This is a genomic window from Chitinophagaceae bacterium (assembly GCA_016699815.1).
In the GTDB taxonomy this organism is placed as follows: Bacteria; Bacteroidota; Bacteroidia; order Chitinophagales; family Chitinophagaceae; genus Ferruginibacter.
On sequence record CP065012.1, the window covers coordinates 1,140,299 to 1,159,594 of the forward strand.

The window sequence follows — 19,296 nt, forward strand, 5'->3', positions numbered from 1 at the left end:
TATGCTAATTAAGAAAAGTTTAACGGTAATTTATACCAAAGGGCATATTAGAAGTAATCATCTTAGTTATAAATTTATTAGTGCCGATATGCATCGGCTGCATCAATTTAATTTACCAGGCAAACAACTGTATTATTCAGCAGTAGTTGGGTCAATGGTTACGGCAACTTCCGATACTTTATTTGCCGGAAAGCCACCCAGGCTGGCATGTTGCCTTACCATTTCTTCATTGGGCGCTATGTATACACAATAAATTTTATCGCCGGTTACATAGCTGTGTATCCACTGGATTTGCGCACCCATTTTACTCAAAACCGCACAGGAGGTTTGCGAAATAGATTTTAATTGATCGGCAGATAATTTGCCGGCATCGGGAATTTCTCTTTCAATTACATATTTTGGCATATCCGTAAATTTTAAATTTTACAATGTGGCCTTTTAGTAATTTCCCGAAGTTTCAAAAGAAGCAAAAAAAATTAATACATCCCTATTCCGCCCAAAATTACCGGTTATAAATTTAAAAAAAAATACCCCAAAAGAGGTACGCTTCAATAACTTTATGTTAATCAGATGAATATTACTGTTTTAGAAGCTTGCAATTGAAGCCCTGTATAAATAAGATTAGCCTCCGCCACAGGTCTTATCACAAGTCTCCGAAAATTGGGTGTTACAAACCCCTACAAGAAATTTTTTTTAAAAATAGTACCAAAAGATAAAACTATTCGGTTAGGAACATTTCAAGTTTTAAACAAAAATTGTACAAATAAATGTAAATGTTTGAAATACTTAAAATACTGTTGTTACCGACCCGACAATTTAGGGGCGGCAGCGGCTGCTGTGGTTGATGTATGGTTTTATAAATAAGGGAAGGCCATCAGAGGCAGAACTTTCTTTACTGCTTTATAAGGGTCATCTCAGCCGGAAGTGTGATGCCACAGGGTTGTACTTTACAGGGAGCGTGTGGCCAGTGTACAAAATGCATTTCTGTTATTGCTGGGTTTATTTCTATTATTGACTGGCACTCCTGTGCCTGCCTGCTAATATCAATAAAAGTTCCCGAAAGTTTCCTTGAATTTATGTTGCAACCACCAAATTGCCGCCAATAAGATAAACTAAAAGAATAAAATAATGGAGGCTCATACCATTCGCTGCTTACTAAGGGTAAATTTCTATATTGGTAATTGCTTTCTATAATATTACTCCCTTGCTTGTATTCATGCCAGCCAATTAATCTATCTGCAAATTCAGCAATCTCATTTATTTCATAGGGGCTAAAATATTTCCTTAGAATCTTAAAATAAAAACGTATAGTATCAATACCATTTATATACTTCCATTCTCCCTCAAATTGGTGATAGTAATTGCAAGTATCGAATTGGGCCTGGTTTACTTGTGCCTTTACTTTTGGTACTGTTACTAATATTATTAATATCAAAAATAGTGATTTCATGTCTTCTCTTTTTATGTTTATTTATTTCTTCTAATAAAAATTAAATTTTATAGCTACTTTAAAAACAATTTTTCTTCTCTATTGAATAAACTGGTGGGCCACTTTGCGGCAAAGTTGCACTATAGCTAAGGGCGCTCCACTTGTTGCAATCTGTATTGCCTTTATAAAAACTAAGACCTCCTCCTTTTTTAAATTTTTCAAGCATTTTTAAAAACCCTAACTCATTTGCAATGGAATCTGTTAGCCAATTAAATTTTTCTACATTTTCATCTTTAAATTTTTTTGCTACAGATGAGTCGGTGGATGAATAAATTTTATTTGCCATTTTCCTAAAACTTGCCGTATCTGTTATTTTAATAAGGTAAGGGCCGTTGTTGGTGGCAATAGCTGCAAACAGATTAGCAGGGTCCTGTGCCTTATTTTCCAGAAATAATTTTGCCATTTGATTTATCACATCAGTTGGCGAAAACATGGTTGCTGTATTTTGGGTATGCGCATGAATAGTTCCGGAAAGCGGCGTAGCTGATCCTAAATCTATTTCACCTGCAACACCTGCAGTTGCTGGAGTAACTCCAGTTATGTATTCAAATTGATTATTTAATAAATTAATCTTAAAACCAACTTCTACATTATTATTCAAAACTGACGGTTGTAATAGAGATTTAAAGTTAGTTGAAAAATTAACATTGTTTTGAAGATAGTGTATGAAAGAATCGCAAGGGTTTGGTGGCGGCTCATTCTCGTCACCCCAGGGTACAGATTCCCACCCTCCACCATTAGATGAAGTGTCGCAGGGAGGTATGCCCTCAATTATAATATTTGTAGCTTTATTACAGCCTCCGGTTGAATCGTAAATGGGCGTTCCCCCGCTTCCGCCAGAACTACCGGTGCCAGTACCTGTTGGGAACCCTGGAAAAGGGTCTGTATCTTCTATATCACAATCATTTACTATCCAGGTTACACAAGCAGGGCATCCATCACAGTATCCTGCCCCACATGGCTCGGTATTAACACAATGTAAAAAATATGTATAAGTACAAATAATCTCAAACTTCGAATTTTCATCTGTAGTGCTTAATATTTTTATCATTCTAAAACTTTGTGGTTTATCAGCTGGTATTATAAGGTTTGGAAATAACCTGGGGTCTGTAATTTTAAAATCTTTGATTTCAAATACATGCTTAGTCATTATCATCAGTAAAAGTGCATATTTTTCTGCACTCATAGAATCCTCTGCAACTGTAGTAAAAGGATACTTTTCATAATCTCCGCTTCTGCCAAGCATTAACAGAACACCATTATTTAATACCGCCTTAATATAGGAGTTAACTTTGTTGTCGTGTTCTAATACCAATGGAATAAATACTACAGTATCCTGGTTATTTTCAATAAAATTATTTTGATAGACATCTGGTACTGTATTTACAGTACTTAAAGAAACTGTTGCTTTATCCTAAGCAGCCATTCCTTCGGCTTTAGCAAATTTTTCAATAAAGCCGGTAAGGTTATTTTGCCTTTCAAGCTCGTTATATACCCGTAAAACCTGTTGGCGCAAAGGGTGTAAATGATTAAAAAATTTAGCAGTAAGGTTTTCATGTGGCAAATGCCTGCTCCCATTAACAAAATCTTCCTTTTGGCATGAGATAATAATAATTGATAAGGCCAATATTGCGCACAGAACCTTAACGAAATACTTATTTAATACTACACAATTAAATATTGCTCTCATAAAATCGGTTTAAAGGGTAATTAATAAATTTATGGCAGCTTACTTTACCACCATTTCAATATTTCATTAAGTGAAAATAGGGCAATTTAGAATATAGAATATTTATGTTCTATATTCTAAATTGCCCACATTTGCCAACCTTGCTTGTGCAAAATGTAAAGGATAAACCATTTTTAAAATTACTCGGGCTTCGTATTAAACAACTGCGTACACAAAAGGGTTTAACGCAGCTTGATTTGGGTGTACTTATGGATAATTATGCAGAGCAGGTTGGAAGAATAGAAAGAGGCCAGTTGAATGTTAGTATCTGCACTTTAAAAAAAATTTCGGAGGCTTTAGAAATTCCCCTTCCGGCTTTATTGGATATACAGGTAAAATAAATTAGCATTTACTTATCTGCTTTTACTTATTCAATCGGTTAGTTTCGGTAGTAGCAAACGCTAAATTATTTCAAAAAAAAATACCTCATAAGAGGTATTTTATGAACTAAATTATGTTAACCAGCGCTTACTCCTGTACCACCAGCCTAAAGCCGTTGCCGTGTATGTTTACAATTTCAATTTTGCTGTCTTCTTTTAAATACTTGCGAAGCTTGGCAATATAAACATCCATGCTGCGGCCGTTAAAGTAGGTATCGCTGCCCCATATTTTTTTAAGAGCTGCTTCCCGGGGCAACAAATCGTTTTTGTATTCGGCAAGCATTTTCAGCAATTCGTTTTCTTTGGGTGAAAGGGTTTGTGTTTTGCCGTTTACACTTAGCTCCCTCAGGCGTGGGTTAAAATGGTAGTTGCCGAGGTCGAACTCTGCGTTGGCTTCTTCTTTATGTATTTCTTCGTTGCGTTTTAAAATGGCTTTTATTTTGTGCAACAGTACATCGCTGTCAAAAGGCTTGGTGATATAATCATCGGCGCCGAGTTTGTACCCTTGTATTATATCGTCCTTCATGGTTTTGGCGCTCAGGAAAAACAGCGGAACATCGGGGTTAATATCCCTTATTTCTTCGGCTACCGTAAAGCCATCCATATTGGGCATCATTACATCCAGCAGGCAAATATCAAATTTTTCCCTTTGAAAAGCGGCAAGCCCAAGGCGGCCATCCCTTTCCAGCGTTACATCATAATCGTTTAGCTCCAGGTAATTTTTTAATACCATTCCCAGGTTGGTATCGTCTTCGCAAAGTAAAATTTTGGGTTTAACTGTTTCCATGTTTTAAGCGTTATTTATACAAATAAAATAAAATCGGACTTTATACTGCTAAGATAATGCCTAATTTTTTGTTAATGCCTTTTTGTTTCGGATATAAGTTTTATCGGTGAGGGAATGTAAGAAAGCAATAATGTCTTTTTCTTCCTGTGCCGAAAGATGGAGCGGCTTGCGCAAAAGGGAATCTATATTTTCCGGGTCTTCTACAAACATTTGCGGATTATTGTAAAAAGAAAGTACCTGGTTAAGGGTTTTAAACCTGCCATTGTGCATGTAAGGTGCTGTAACCGCTACATTTCTTAAACCTGGGGTTTTAAATTTACCGATATCTGCACCCTTTTTTGTAATCAGATACCTGCCGGAATCGTTAAATTCTTTACCATTAAACATTCCGATGTTTCTAAATTCATCGTCGGTAAAATCTTCCATACTATGGCAACTGAAGCATTTGGCTTTATTGCCAATAAATAATTGCCTTCCTCTTTCTTCCTGTACGGTAAGTGTGCCCATATTATTGCTCCAGTCGTCAAAAGGGCTGTTTACGGTTTCTAAAGTTTTTTCAAATGCTGCAATAGCTTCGGCAAGGTTTTTTTTATTGGGTTTTTGCCGAAAAACTTTATAAAAAAGTTTTCGGTAAACTGCTGATTTATTCAATCGCCGAACAGCTTCTTCAACGGGCATATCCATTTCATTGGGGTTTTCTAAAGGTATTAATGCCTGCTGCTGTAATGAAACTGCACGGCCATCCCAAAAATAGTATGGCCTGTTTTTCATGTTGAGTACTGATGGCGTATTGCGGCTGGTAAGCTTTCCGTTTATACCCAGGCTAAAGGCAACTGTATCGGCAAATGCAAATTGCGGATTATGGCAACTGGCGCAACTGATGCTGGAATCTTTTGATAAAATTTTTTCGAAAAATAATTGTTTGCCCAGTGCAGCTTTTTGTTTTTGCGAAGGTTTTAAACCGCCGGTTATAAAACTACTTACTGCAACCATCGTTACTAAAATCAATACAAAAAACATCCGCTTCATACGCTAAATATACAAAACAAAAAAAGGTACATCCTGTATGGATTGTACCTATTAAAGAAATTAATTTTTAAGAATTAATGATGCACAAAAATTTTGACGGCGCCCAGGCGGGAATTGTCTTTTTTAAGTAACTCCAATGAATACACACCGTTTGCCGCAGCTCCCATATTAATTTTCATTCTTTGGTACGGTAAGGTTATATCATAAACTTTACTGAATACCTTAGCGCCTTTTGCATCATAAACATTTATATATCTTTTGCCCGAAACAAAATTGGTTTCGTTATACATTACATCAAAATTGCCATTATTGGGATTAGTGTAAACCACCAGCACATCCGATTTTCCTCTTTGAACCGTAAGTAGATTAGATGATGATGTACAACCGTTAACGCTATTGGTAGCAACAACATTTATATCTCCGGAAATGCCGGGATTGGAAGCAAGTGGGATTACCGGGCCTGTTTGCCCCGGTATTACCTGTGTATTGCTATACCATACATAGCTGTAAGTACCTGCAGGTGCAATACTTGTTACCTCAATAGAAGCTGGTGAACTGGCATTTGGAAGAAGTGAAATGTTAATTACAGGATTTGCATTTACGGTAAGGGTTGCCGCATTTGATATTGTACTATTGCTGCTGCAATTGGAAACTACTGCCCTGTATTTGTTTTGATGTTGCGCAATTGTAGCAGAAGATACGGTTAAAGATGTTCCGGTTTCACCGGCAATATCTGCAAAAGTAGTTCCGCCATCGGCGCTTACCTGCCATTGGTAAATGATGCCATCTCCGCTTGCGGCAACAGTAAAGCTTGCGTCTCCTGTTTCGCATACTGCTGCGTCGGCAGGATGGGCCGTAATATTTGCCGGAACAATTACATGCAACTTAGCACAGGTGCTAATGGCAGCAGGTGAACAAGTGCCGCTAATCACCAGCCTGTAGGCATATCCTTCAAGGGCAGCCGTAACGCCGGTAATATTATAATTTAAAGAAGTTGCACCGGCAATATCTGTAAATGTTCCGCCGCAACCGGTAGTACTTTGTTGCCATTGGTAAGATAAACCATTGCCCGTTGCTGTTCCGGTAAAGCTCACATCGGCGCCATCGCAAACATTTGCATCTGTTGGTGATGCTGTAACAGATGGCGCTGCATTTACTGCTAAAGTAACGGCGTTAGAAATTACCGGAGTAGTGCATGTACCCGAGCCTGTCATTTGTACACGGTATTGGTTATTGTTCATTGCAGCCGCAACATTACTTAGCATAAGTGTAGCTGTTGTAACTGCGGGTGATAAATTATTCCAGGTTGCGCCGCCATCGGTGCTTGCCTGCCAGTTATAAGCAATATTTGTTCCGTTTGCAGTAACGCTAAAAGTTGCATCTGTGCCTGCACAAGTGGTAACGGCATTGGGCTGAGATGTAAATACCGGTGCGCTGTTTACCGTTAAAACCACACATACGCTGGTAACTGAGGGTGCGCATGCACCGGTTACTATCACCCTGTACGCATAGTTGTTCATACCAAGTGTAGCATTGGTAACATTAAAGCAACCTGATGTTGCCCCTGCAATATCTGTAAAAGTTCCGCCGCACCCTGTTGTGCTTAATTGCCATTGATAGCTGAGGCCGGCTCCCTGGCCGGTTACACAAAAGTTATTACTACCGCCTTCGCAAATGGTTGCATTGGCAGGTTGGGCGCTTATAGATGCCGGGCCGGTAACCGATAATGTTGCCGTAGCAGATGTAACACTATTGCCACATGAGCCGCTGCCGGTAACAATTACCTGGTATTGATAATTGTTCATAGCAGCAGTTACATTATTGAGGGTTAATGTTGCCGTAGTTACTGCAGGCGAAAGGTTGCTCCATGTTGTTCCGCCATCTGTACTTACCTGCCAGTTGTAAGTAAGCGAAGTTCCGCTTGCCGTTATATTAAAGCTGGCATTATTGCCAGTACATGCAGCTGCATTTACCGGCTGTGTAGTTACCGAAACCGAATTAGCGCCAACCGTAAGCATAGCGGCATTGGTATTGATACTTGAGCTACCGCAACTTCCGCCAGATGAAGAAATAACGGCACGATATTGATAATTGTTCATTGCAGCCGTTACATTAGTTAATGTAAGCGTAGCTGTAGTTACAGTGGGTGAAAGGCTGTTCCAGGTTGCACCAGCATCGGTACTTACCTGCCAGTTATAAGTTACAGAGCCAGAGTTTGCGGCTACCGTAAAACTTGCCGTGCCGCCAACACAGGCAGATGTACTGGAAGGTTGTGTAACCACACTTAGGTTTGATGAAGATACCGTTAAAGTTACCACAGATGAAGTAACAGGATTATTGGGGCATCCACCATTTACTATTACCCTGTACTTATTATTATTCATTGCAAGTGTAACACTATTAAGTGTAAGAGTTGCTGCATTTACTACAGGGGAAACATTGTTCCATGTAGTGCCTCCATCTGTACTCACCTGCCATTGATAATTGCTCACTAATCCTGTAGTTGCAATTGAAAAGTTCACATTGCTTCCTTCGCAGGTACTGGCATCTGCAGGTTGAGTGCTTATAGAAGCCGCAGGAGGAAGCGCTGAAGAAGCCACATGGTCTGTAGCGCTGTTGGAACTTCCCTGTATGGCTCCATAACCCATTCCTCTTTTTGCAAATGCCGTCCAAATGGCACATTTATATGCGCCATTGTAAATAAGGCTGTCGGCTTTAATAATGGCATTTCTTGCATCTATAAATCCGGGAACGCAGGGTTGCAATTTCATACCTTCAATTACTAATTTTAGTGCAACGCTATTTCCGGCGGTAGAGCTTGCATCAAAAAGGTTAGAGTTAATATTTCCTGTTTGCTGAATTATTCCCCAGGTCATTTCCCATAAAGCAGCACACCATATTTCTCCAATATTATGCGATTCTGTGCCAATAGGGTTTACACCCATATTAGCATAAGTAAGTGGGTTTACCGCTATATCGGTTGAGTAAGGATAATTGCGTATACCGGAGCCGGTAGTAGGCAAGCTTACAGCGTAATTAGCAATTGGCCTTGGTATGCTGCCATCGGTTAAAGATGCTGTAGCCCAGTTGGTAGTAACCATTAAAGCAAAATAATCGCTCCAGCCTTCTCCGCCCTGCTCTGCATTAGCCAGGCAACCCGATTGAGCCGGGCCACCGGTGAGCCTGTTACTTACGCCATGAAAAAATTCGTGGGATACAATGCCATTATCCAAATCGCCATCCACCCTTTTGCGGCTTAGTGTAGCATTTAACCCATTGCCCAATTGGGCAATTAATAAAGCGCCGGTTGCCTGTGATACCATTACTGCCGGTATAGTAATTGTGTTATCTGTACCGCCCATAATTATTGGAGCATCGGGAACATTATTTATCATTATTACTCCAGCGGCCTGGGCATTTTGGGCGTTTAATATTTTTACGGTAAAGTTGCAATTGCCACGGTTTATTAAAACTATTTTTCCAGTAATGGAATTTACGGGGGCGCCGTTACATGCTTCATGGGCTGTGCCTGCCGCATCATCATAATACACTACACCCGCCGTAACCGGGCCTACATTCAGCAATTGGTTTGCAGTACTAAAATTGCCTTCTACAGCAGCATAATCACCGGCAATACTACCTGGTGCATTTACATGCACATTTGCCGGGCCATCAAAAAGATACATACGCATACGTGGCCTTGAGCCATCGGCAGGTGTGGCAAAATTGGCATTATTGGTACCCGTGCTGCTTTGTGCTATTGCAATTACATAATCGTTTTGGGCGCCGCCCCTGCCCTGGTTATTGGCCTGAAAGTTTCCGGCAGGTTCCGTAAAACCGTATTGATAGGTAATATCATGTATAATATTATTCCAGTAAAATAAATTGGTAATGGCAAATTGCTGATAGTTGGGGCTTGTAGGATCAAGGCTAAAGTTTGGCGCAAACTGAAAGTTTAAAGGATCGGGGCTGGTGGTGGAAGTTGCCGGAATACCATTAGGTGTAATAATAGTTGACCCATTGGTACCGGCCCTGTCTTCAGTTGCCCAAACATTATTACCTCTTGAAATGGTATAATCTGTTGATCCGTTATTATGCCAGCCTAATGATGTGGCATTACCGGTTGCATTGGTCCATGGATTAGTGCGCACAGCCGGTGTGCCGCCGTTATGTATTGGGCTTTCTGCCGGATAGGGAATTACCAGGTAGTTTACGGTATTTACTAATGAAGGATTGTTGGATGTATTTTTCTGTAATGCTGTAATACTAAAAAAGTCCTTTTCCGGTTTTTCAATCTTTTCTACGTTTATAATATCCTCGTTGAAATTATGTTGACCTTCGTAAATAGTAAGGTTATTTTTGCCAATTATTTTTCCGTTTTGGGCATCAACCTGTATCATCCACCAATCTGCACTTTTTACTGGCACCACCTGAACAACCCATGCTAACTTTACCGCTTCAACATTTCCTTTATTGTTAAAAACAGGCACCCACAAGCGTTCCACAAGCACCTCTTCATTTACTCCTTCCAAAATTCCAAAATTGTATTTTCTTCCATTTAGTTTAGTTTGAGAAAATCCAATTTTTGGTGCTGACAACTTAATATCAGCAAATGCCTTCAATACCGCATTGGCCGGCAATAAAGTAGCCAGGCCCGATTTTGGAGTAACCAATTTTTCTAAGCCGGCAATATATTCTCCGGCTGAAGAAACCAACTCATTATTTTTAAATGCCAATACTTTTAAGCTATTATATAGCGGTGTATTTTTATAGCCTTGTTGCAGGTAAACCATTTGCGTGCCCGATATTGTATTGAAATACGCATCGCTTACAAATGAATTGCTGATTTGCTGCCTGCTGATGCCAATTTCTTTTGCCTTTTCTGTTACCAGTTTTAAGGCCGTAGCCTCATTAATTTTTTGGCCATTTGAAAATAAAAAAAGGAGGCTGCTTAAAAATAGGAGTAGAGTTTTTTTCATGAACCGAAGTTTATTAAGTGAGCTTAAAGTAAATAATGAATTGGTTAAATAAAATGTGTACAAACCTTAATTGCCGGGCTATTCCGGAGTTGCTAAATTAAGCGAATATCTGCTCTGCTATTTTTTTATTGAGGAAAATTTATTGATTTTCTTATAAAACAAAAGGCAAAAGGTATTTGATGCCTTTTGCCTTTTTAATAATAATTGAAATGATTTGAAAATGAACTACTAAAAAGCTGATATTCAAAATACTAATTATGTTTTGATACTTTACCCACCGCCAGGCGTTTTCCATCTTTTCCAATTAACTCTACCAGGTACACGCCGGAAGAATATCTGGAAATATCTACCAGCATTTTTTGATAGGGTTCGGTAATGCTGAATTGTTGTAAAAATACTTTTGCGCCTTTACTGTCGAAAATTTTCAAAATCCGGGTTTCGGCAGCCGAAGAAGGATCTTTAAAATATCTTACCTGGAAAATGCCATTACTGGGATTGGGATAAATAAATAGTACCGTAGACTGCAAGGCTCCAAGCCCAAGTATATCCGAAGTATCGGTACATCCTGTTGTTTGATTTAAGGCAATTGCCCTAATGCTTCCGAGGTTATCAACGGTTGCGGAATAACTTGATCCATTTGCACCTGAAACCAGCGTATTATTATTTAACCAGGCATATGCATAATTGCCAGATGGGGAAACCAAAGCAGTAACTACAGATTGCAAAGAAGGATTGATAGCGCTATTGGTTGCATTAAGGGTAACCACCGGATCGGGGTTTACCGTTAATGATACTTCATCGGAATTTACAGAACCGCAAGGATCGCCGGTTACCACTGCCCTGAATAAATTTCCGTTCATGGAAAGTTGGGTACCGGTTACCGATAAAGTATTGGTTAATGTACCGGAATACACGGCATCGTCAGTTATATTGCTCCAGGTTGTGCCATTATTGGCGCTCATTTGCCATTGATAGGTAATTGACAAACCTTGTGCATCCACAGTAAACTGCTTATTTTCTCCACGACAGGCAGATGCAGGCGCAGGTTGTATATTTATTGATACAGGTTGGTTAACGGTTAATGTAGCTGCATTGGTTGAAAGGTTGGTACAATTATCGGTAATCAAAGCCTGGTATTGATTGCCATTCATTGCAGCAGTAATATTATTAAGTACGAGTGAGGGATTTGTGGCAGATGCAATATTGGTCCAGCTTGCTCCCCCATCAGCGCTTAACTGCCATTGATAATTAACAGTTGAAGTGGATGCAGCAGTTGTAAAAGTTGCAGATTGGCCTTCGCAAAGGGCTATATCAACAGGTTGTGATGTAATACCTGCCGCTTCATTTACCAGTAAAGTAATACAAGCCGAAGTAATATTAGATGGGCAGGAGTTTTGTGCAACTACCCTGTACACTTCGTTATTTTGAGCTAAGCTAAGGTTGTTTAAATTTAGGATTGCAGAAGTTGCCCCGGCAATATTGGTAAACGTTCCGGCGCAGCCTGTAGTACTTACCTGCCATTGATAAGCGGGGTTGGTGCCGGAAATATTTGCCGATAGTGCCACACTATTATTTACGCAACCTGTAACGCTTGATGGCTGGTTAACGATGGTGAGCGGTGTGCAACTTGTAGGCGCAGGTAATATTAAGGTGAAGGTATCGCTCACATTCACTTTTTTGTTTCCGGCATTATATAAATTTGAGGTAATTTCAACCACCGCTGTTTTTTTAACGGCAATATCATCTATACGCCAGCCAATTAAATTTGTGCCTTCATCGGTGGTAAATCTAAAACGGAATCTTACATTTTGATTGGCATAAGGCCCAAGGTTTACAACAGATTTTTTAAAGCCATAGCTGTTACCGGTAAAGGCAGGCCTTCCGGAAAGCAAGGTACTACCATCCATTATGCCGGTATAGCCACCGGTAATAAAATTACTTGCACCTATATCGCTCCAGGAAGTTCCTCCATTTGTACTTATTTCCACAACACCGCCATCGTAAGAACTTTCCGAAACAAACCAGTTCCAAAAAGACAAGTTTGGAGGAGTGGCGCCAAGAGCAATATCTGCAGTTGTTAAAAGTCTTTCATCAGATGTTACATCGGGGTTACCGGAAAAATAGGCATAAGGCGGGCTGTAGCTTATGGCATTATCACTTACCCAATTTGTAGAGGTGGTAGAAGTAGCCTGCCAGCCAGATGAAATGCTGCTGTTAGGAACATTGTCTTCAAATAAATTTACCGGAGGAAAATAAGTTCCGTTGTTTATCCTTACGGTAAAAGAATAGAGTTGGGAATTGCCCGAAGTAATATTTACCGGGAAGCTTACCACCCTTGAAACGGAATTATAAGTGCCGCCGGAAACATAAGTTACATTTGAAGGTAGCGTATCGGTAAGCAGGTAGTTTACAATATTGCCACATGAGCCTGCAGTAACTTTATTGGTATATACTACTTCTGCATTTTCTTCCTGCTGGGTAACATTTTGGGTAACCAATAATTTGCTTTCCACCGTTGAGAAACCTACAATTTGGTCGCTGCGGCTGTCGCTGGAGCCCTGGCTGGCATCGGTACCTACGCCCCTTCTTGCAAAAGCCTGTAATATGGCGCAATGGTAAGCGCCGTTATATAAAATTTGATCGGCTGCTAAAATTGCATCCCGGCCATCTACAAATCCCGGGCTGCAGGGTTGCAGCTTCATGCCTTCCATAACTAGTTTTAAAGCAATGGAATTTCCACCGGGTGCATTTGCATCAAATATATTGGGATTTATTACACCGGTTTGCTGAATAATATTCCAGGTCATATCCCACAAAATAGTGCACCAAACGGCTCCTATTCCATGAGGAATGGCTGCTGTGGATACATTGGTGTAAGTAAGTGGGTTAGTGCTCATATTGGTGCAATACTTGTATTGCCTGATACCGCCACCATTTACGCCTTGCCCGGAAACATAGTTTCCAATTGCCCTTGGTTTAGTTGCACCGTCGTTGAGTGTGGAGTTTGCCCAATCCTGTGTGGCCATAATGCAAAAGTAATCGCCCCAGCCTTCACCCATTTGTTCGGTATTTTGTAAACATCCGCTTAATGCAGGTCCGCCGGTAAGCCTGTTACTGATGCCATGGGTAAATTCATGAAGTACTACGCCGTTATCTACATCACCATCTTTTTGAGGGCTGCCGCTCCATAAATACATTTGCATCCTTCCGCTGCTTCCATCTGATGGAGTGGAAAAATTAGCATTGTTGGTTCCGCCGCCATCTTGTGCATCGGCATTTACAGCATCGTTACCTAATCCACCACGGCCGAGGTTATTGCTTTGAAAATTTCCGGCAACTTCAGTAAATCCGTAATTGTAAGTCAAATCATGTATAATATTGTTCCAGTAAAAAAGGTTGGTAATATTAAACTGCTGGTTTTGAACCGGCGAAACCTGGATGGGAGTGATAGTAAAATTGGGCACAAAATCAAAGTTGAGTGGATCGGGAGATGTGGTGGAAACAGCAGATGCGCCAGTGGTATTATTATTACCATCCCTGTCTTCTTTTGCCCACACATTATTTCCACGGCTACTGGTATAATCTGTTGTTCCGTTGCTGTGCCATCCGAGGGTTACCGCATTTCCACCGGCCAGATTCCAGGGGTTGGAAACTACTGTAGGCGCACCTCCGGGATGGATAGGGCTTTCTGCCGGAAAAGGTATTACCCGGTAATTGGCAGTATTTACCAGCGAAGGCGAATTACTTTGCCAGTTAAAGAAACTTTTGGGAGTTTCAATATTTTCATAAAATAAATGTTCTGCTTCATGATGTGTATGGTTGGTATCATAAGCATCCCATGAGCAGTAAACGGTAAAATTACTTTCTGCAATTTTTTTATTGGTATTGGCATCTACCCTTATCATCCAGTAATCTGCTGATGTGGCTGGCACCAGGTAAACCTGCCAGGCCAATTTTACTTCCTTGCCTTCATTTACCGGCACCCACATTAATTCTGCGGTAATATCTTCTGTGGCAATGCCCAGTTTGCCAAATAATTTTTTTGTATCCGTTGATGAAATGGAAAAAATGGGAAGAGCAGTAGTAAGGTTTTTATCTTCCAAAGCTGTTCTTACGGCATCGGAAGCGCTAAATACCGGTATTGCTGAAATATTTGCGGATTTTTTTTGGACACTTTCCAAAAAATGCCCGGCCTGTGAAACGAGTTTGCCGTTTTTAAAAGCAAGCGCCAGCACCTGGTTGTACACCGGCAGGTTTTTATATTGCTGCAATAGATACACTTTATCGGTATTTGAACCTGCATCATGATAAGCAGAGGAAACAAAGCTGCCGAGCAGGTTTTCGGCAAAAGGAGAAATGAGTTGCTGGTTTCTTTCCACCATGGCCAAAGCAATTGTTTTATTGATCTGCTGGGCCGATGCGATAGCAATAACCTGCATGAGGATTACGGAGCTTAAAAATTTTTTCATAAACATTAAATTGGTGCCGGTTTTGTAATGTAATTACCCACCTGTTTTTGGGCAGCAAATTTAATGTATTCATTTGGTATTTGGTAAGGCGCCGTAAAGGTTTAAAAAGTTTTTTTAAGTTTGAGTTTGGGGCGATAAATACATGGATAAAACGGTGTTTAGCCACAGATTAGCCTTTGGCCAGCAATGGTATACCTAACCCGGTTTTTTCTAAAATTAAAATTTAAATACAAATCCGTTGGTTTTACATCAGTAATGCCTTTTACAATTTTACTAATAAATTGAAGTTTGCAAACCTCATTGGTCAAAAGCCAGGCGGCAGGCTTTAATGCTTTATACCTGTGGCGGAGAAATGGCAACTTATTGCTTTATAAGCGTAAATCTCTGTGGTAGCGTTATTGCTGTATCCCCTAAATTAAAATTATAATAAGGTGTTCGTTGCTGCCATACATCCATGGTTATATCATTTGCGCTTAATGTTACCTCTACTACCCAATTTATTAATCCTCGATGATGATTTAAGTCTGAAAAAAGGCCATCGAGTTTTTGTGAATTACAGATATATTTAGAGAGGCTAAAATTTGTAATACTATTCATATAACTCCAACTGTCCGAAGTTGGGAGAAACCGGTTGGCATAATTGCTCATTACTATATTATTGCCTTGCTTATATTCTACCCATCCCCAAAGTAAATCTCTTATTGTATTATATCTTTGAGAATAAGTTCTTACCGGTTTTAAATAAATGCGTATGGTATCGGCACCGGATACATTCATCCACTCTCCCTCGTATTGCTGCAGGGTATTACAAGTGTCATATTTAAGCGGATGCTGTGCATAAGCAGTAGCAGATGCGGCTGCTAAAAATATAATAAAAAAGTATGTTTTTGTTTTCATTTTTTTGTTTTTAAATCGTTATTGACAAGGGTCTGTTAAAAGACTTCCAAAAAGGCTTAGGGTAGCAGGGTTCCAGTTAGTACAATTTTCATCGCTTTGGTAAAGGCTAATGGCATTTTCGGCATTTTTGTCTTTTAGCATATTTAAAAAGGCAATCATGTTTGTTTCCTGGTTGGTGCTTCTTAACATATCATAATAATCATCATTAAAATCGTCTATTTTTTCTTCATCCCAATCGTCATTGCCATTACCATCACCCACAATGCTTTGTGCAAATGCTCTAAATGCAGCAGGGTTTTTTACTTTCATTATAAGGGGGTTTCCGGTAGGAGTTGTAAGCGCAAAAAACAAATTAGCGCTATCCTGCGTATAATTGCCCATAAATATTTTAGCCATAAAAATTATATCATCTGGTGTAAAAATTCCCGCTAATCCAGAGTAATGGCAATGCAAAATGGCGCCCACATTATTTAGGTTTTCCCAGTTTATATTAGGATCATTATAACCGCCCTGTTTAAGCTGGTAGTTATTAGGAAAAGAAACTGCATAGCCCGATTCAAAAGGTTGGGTTAAAATTTGCTGAGTATTTATAGATTTTAAATAGTTAACAAAATTAGTATTTTGATTTAATGATAAAATAAATGAATCACAGGGTTCAGGTGTTTGGTTCTCCCCTGGCTCATCCGGCCATTCAATCGGCGGCTCTTCTTGCGTACAGGGGTTTTTCCACTCACCGGTATTGGTATCTATTACATAAACCACCCAGTTACGGTCTTCGCCACATTCACCGGGCAGGGTATTGGGTGGGTTGGTAGTACTGTCGGGTGTAGTAGTGCCTTCTCCGCCGCCTGGTTCATCGAGGGCATTACTTCAACCCTCATTTTTACAAATTTTGATAGAAGTTAATAAAGGCCGTAATGTATTTATTTCTTTTATTGTCTTATTAATGTCAAATCAATAGGCAAAGAAAACGACCATTGGTAACCTTGTGGCTTTATACCCATTGAATTTCTTAATTGCCATTTTAATTCAGTTTGGTTATTATTAATCATAATAAGGTATAAATCACAAAGCTTATTTTTTGTAATATCCTGAAAACTTCCATATAATTCGTTTTCGCTTTTAGGGCCACCTAAAATTGTTGCATGACCGATATCAAATGGAAGACCTGCATATTGAAGAAAAGTTTCCTGAATTATCCCATTTTTAACATACTTATGCCATCCTACTATTTCTTCAAAGAAGAAATTTGCTGGAGGCTTCATATAAATTTCTTGTTTATATAACTTTATAACTAAAGTATCTGCTCCACTTGTCCATTGCCATGTACCAACAAATTTATTTAACTCATTGTATTGTATATGAGCGCCAGAATAGGGGGTAATTTGGGCTTTCATTTCTACAAAACCTACAACATGTAAAACAACAATAAATATCTTTCTCATTGTTTATTATTTTAGTGAATTAATTACAAGGATAAGGCACTGTATCTCCATCTGGGTTTAATTTTACTCTTTCGAAATTTGTTAATGTATTGTTAGCTTTAAAAAAGCTTATACCTGGATTAAAAATCTGCAGAGCTTTTAAAAACCGTTTTTCATTTTCTGAAGCAAGGTTATTAGGTGTAATCCCAAAAGCAATATAAAATACACTTTTAAACAATTGAACTCCTTTTTCATCATTTAAATACTTGTTTCCAAAATTTACAAATCCCGTTGAGTCGGTAATCATCATAGTATAGGCAGTACTATCACTTACCATTCCAAAAGTAAATGTTTTAGTATCCTTAATTTTTCCACTTATAAACCAATCATATAAGCTATAAAAATCGTCAAATGAAAAAATTGATAATCTTCTTGGGTCGTTATTGTGGTTATGTACAGCTCCGTCAATTGCTGTTGCAGGGTACATGTTTATACTTAAACTATCAGCTTCGCCATTAACTTCAATATAATTTGTAGAATTCGAGAAAGGATTCCAGAACAAATATCCTTTTTCATAATTTGCAGAAACGCTATCCCTTAATGTAGAGTAATAAAGTGGGTAATTATTTGTTGTCATAAGAGAATCAATTACATCACAAGGGTTGTTGAGGTTATATTCACCTGGCTCATCTGGCCATTCAATCGGCGGCTCTTCTTGTGTACAGGGGTTTTTCCACTCACCGGTATTGGTATCTATTACATAAACTACCCAGTTACGGTCTTCGCCACATTCGTCGGGCAGGGTATTGGGTGGGTTGGTAGTACTGTCGGGTGTAGTAGTGCCTTCTCCGCCGCCTGGGCTTTCCGGCGAATCAGGTATCGTCGTACTCCAGCCGCCTCCGCTGCCATCGTCTTCATAGCATGATGAGTAAAATATTATTGTTGAATAAATGGGCACCCAATTACCACAACCTGGATCACCTGTGTTACTGCCTGGTGGGCATCCACCTTCTACATATCCTCCAATAGTCCAGCCACTAATATAAATAATACTCAGAGAGCAAATATCAGGAGTAAATTTTAGGGATATATAAAAATCCTGTGGCTTTGTAGTATCTGCCGGCCAGTTATCAAAAAGCCGGTTGTCTTTTATATGATAAATTACCGTGCTGTCGGAGCTATAATACATTTCTTTTTCAAATGCCATAATTTGTTTTACAATATCCTCTGCATTGGGTGCGGTACGGTTGGGGTCTTTATCAAATCCATTGGATGCATATTGCTCACCCATAAATAATTTGTACAACACTTCGGTATTTATTTTTACTTTAAGTACGTCTTTTACATAAGCATCTCCATCGGGTACTATGGGTACAGAAACCAGGGTGTCTGTACCTTCGGTATTGCTAACATTATCGGTATGGTTTCTTTTAATGGTAATTTTTGCGTATTTCCATACCGGCAAACCTTCATTTTTTACAAACTGCTCTACAAAAGGATGCAGGCTGTTTTTTTGTTTTAAATCTTCCACAATGCGTTTTAAAATGGGATCGGCATTTTTAGGGAGTTCAAAAAACCTTTCTGTTATATTAACCTTAGCCACATCAATATAATCCATTTTTTTACAGGAATACGTTAAAACTAATACAGAAAGTAAAAGGAAAAACAAAACCTGTATGGAATTTTGATGGCGCTTCTTAGTTCTCATAAAACCGGTTTAAAGGGTAATTAATAAATTTATGGCAGCTTACTTTTTCTCAACTACGCTAGCGTAAATAAAAATATGGAGAATTTTCCATATTTTAAAATAAATATAGAATATTCTCCATTGCGGCAGCTACCGCTATTTCTTCCCTTTGAGGAGTGAAGCGAAAGCCAAAAAAGACGTATTATATCAATAAAGCAGCATTACTATTAGTCGGATCCAGGATAAGGGAAATACGGCAAAAGAAAAATATTTCCATAGAATATTTGGCCAATTCAAGCGATATGGACTATTCTCAATTGGCAAGGATGGAACTGGGCCAGGTAAATTTTTCTATCTCTTACCTTTTTCGGGTTGCTGAAGCATTAGGCGTAACCCCAAAAGACCTGCTACCCTAATTTATTTTAC

Annotated in this window: 14 protein-coding genes; 2 read left to right on the forward strand and 12 right to left on the reverse strand. The window is 39.2% G+C overall.

Annotated elements, in window-relative coordinates:
* Positions 1-132: 132 nt before the first annotated feature.
* The 4 genes from IPO46_05025 to IPO46_05040 form a co-directional block, all read right to left on the reverse strand.
* Positions 133-405 (reverse strand): DUF4242 domain-containing protein, encoded by a 273-nt coding sequence (locus IPO46_05025; GenBank protein ID QQS63948.1) that lies wholly within the window; start codon positions 403-405, stop codon positions 133-135.
* A gap of 487 nt (positions 406-892) precedes the next feature.
* Complete coding sequence (locus IPO46_05030; protein ID QQS63949.1) at positions 893-1,450, reverse strand: hypothetical protein; 558 nt, start codon at positions 1,448-1,450, stop codon at positions 893-895.
* Positions 1,451-1,508: 58 nt separating this feature from the next.
* A complete protein-coding gene (locus tag IPO46_05035; GenBank protein QQS63950.1) occupies positions 1,509-2,735 on the reverse strand; it encodes a hypothetical protein in 1,227 nt (408 codons plus the stop codon).
* Positions 2,736-2,903: 168 nt separating this feature from the next.
* Complete coding sequence (locus tag IPO46_05040) at positions 2,904-3,179, reverse strand: hypothetical protein (protein QQS63951.1); 276 nt, start codon at positions 3,177-3,179, stop codon at positions 2,904-2,906.
* Positions 3,180-3,283: 104 nt separating this feature from the next.
* Between IPO46_05040 and IPO46_05045 the strand changes: the two genes are divergently transcribed.
* A complete protein-coding gene (locus tag IPO46_05045; GenBank protein QQS63952.1) occupies positions 3,284-3,559 on the forward strand; it encodes a helix-turn-helix transcriptional regulator in 276 nt (91 codons plus the stop codon).
* 127 nt (positions 3,560-3,686) lie between these two features.
* On the opposite strand, the gene IPO46_05050 is transcribed toward IPO46_05045, so the two are convergent.
* The 8 genes from IPO46_05050 to IPO46_05085 all read right to left on the reverse strand — a co-directional run bounded on the left by IPO46_05050 (position 3,687) and on the right by IPO46_05085 (position 18,891).
* Positions 3,687-4,385 (reverse strand): response regulator transcription factor, encoded by a 699-nt coding sequence (locus IPO46_05050; GenBank protein QQS63953.1) that lies wholly within the window; start codon positions 4,383-4,385, stop codon positions 3,687-3,689.
* A gap of 60 nt (positions 4,386-4,445) precedes the next feature.
* On the reverse strand, positions 4,446-5,414 hold the full coding sequence (locus IPO46_05055; GenBank protein ID QQS63954.1) for a c-type cytochrome: 969 nt from the start codon (positions 5,412-5,414) through the stop codon (positions 4,446-4,448).
* A gap of 74 nt (positions 5,415-5,488) precedes the next feature.
* Positions 5,489-10,393 (reverse strand): M36 family metallopeptidase, encoded by a 4,905-nt coding sequence (locus tag IPO46_05060; protein QQS63955.1) that lies wholly within the window; start codon positions 10,391-10,393, stop codon positions 5,489-5,491.
* Positions 10,394-10,644: 251 nt separating this feature from the next.
* On the reverse strand, positions 10,645-14,862 hold the full coding sequence (locus IPO46_05065; protein ID QQS63956.1) for a M36 family metallopeptidase: 4,218 nt from the start codon (positions 14,860-14,862) through the stop codon (positions 10,645-10,647).
* A 360-nt stretch (positions 14,863-15,222) separates the two neighbouring features.
* Entirely contained in the window at positions 15,223-15,759 is a 537-nt protein-coding gene (locus tag IPO46_05070) for a hypothetical protein (GenBank protein QQS63957.1), read from the reverse strand.
* Positions 15,760-15,777: 18 nt separating this feature from the next.
* Positions 15,778-16,521, reverse strand: coding sequence for a hypothetical protein (locus tag IPO46_05075; protein ID QQS63958.1), 744 nt, complete (start codon positions 16,519-16,521; stop codon positions 15,778-15,780).
* Between the two features lie 170 nt (positions 16,522-16,691).
* Positions 16,692-17,204, reverse strand: coding sequence for a hypothetical protein (locus IPO46_05080; protein QQS63959.1), 513 nt, complete (start codon positions 17,202-17,204; stop codon positions 16,692-16,694).
* A 19-nt stretch (positions 17,205-17,223) separates the two neighbouring features.
* The gene (locus IPO46_05085; GenBank protein QQS63960.1) at positions 17,224-18,891 is read right to left on the reverse strand and encodes a hypothetical protein; all 1,668 of its coding nucleotides are present in this window, start codon (positions 18,889-18,891) and stop codon (positions 17,224-17,226) included.
* Between the two features lie 155 nt (positions 18,892-19,046).
* Between IPO46_05085 and IPO46_05090 the strand changes: the two genes are divergently transcribed.
* The gene (locus IPO46_05090) at positions 19,047-19,286 is read left to right on the forward strand and encodes a helix-turn-helix transcriptional regulator (protein ID QQS63961.1); all 240 of its coding nucleotides are present in this window, start codon (positions 19,047-19,049) and stop codon (positions 19,284-19,286) included.
* The last annotated feature ends 10 nt before the right edge of the window (positions 19,287-19,296 follow it).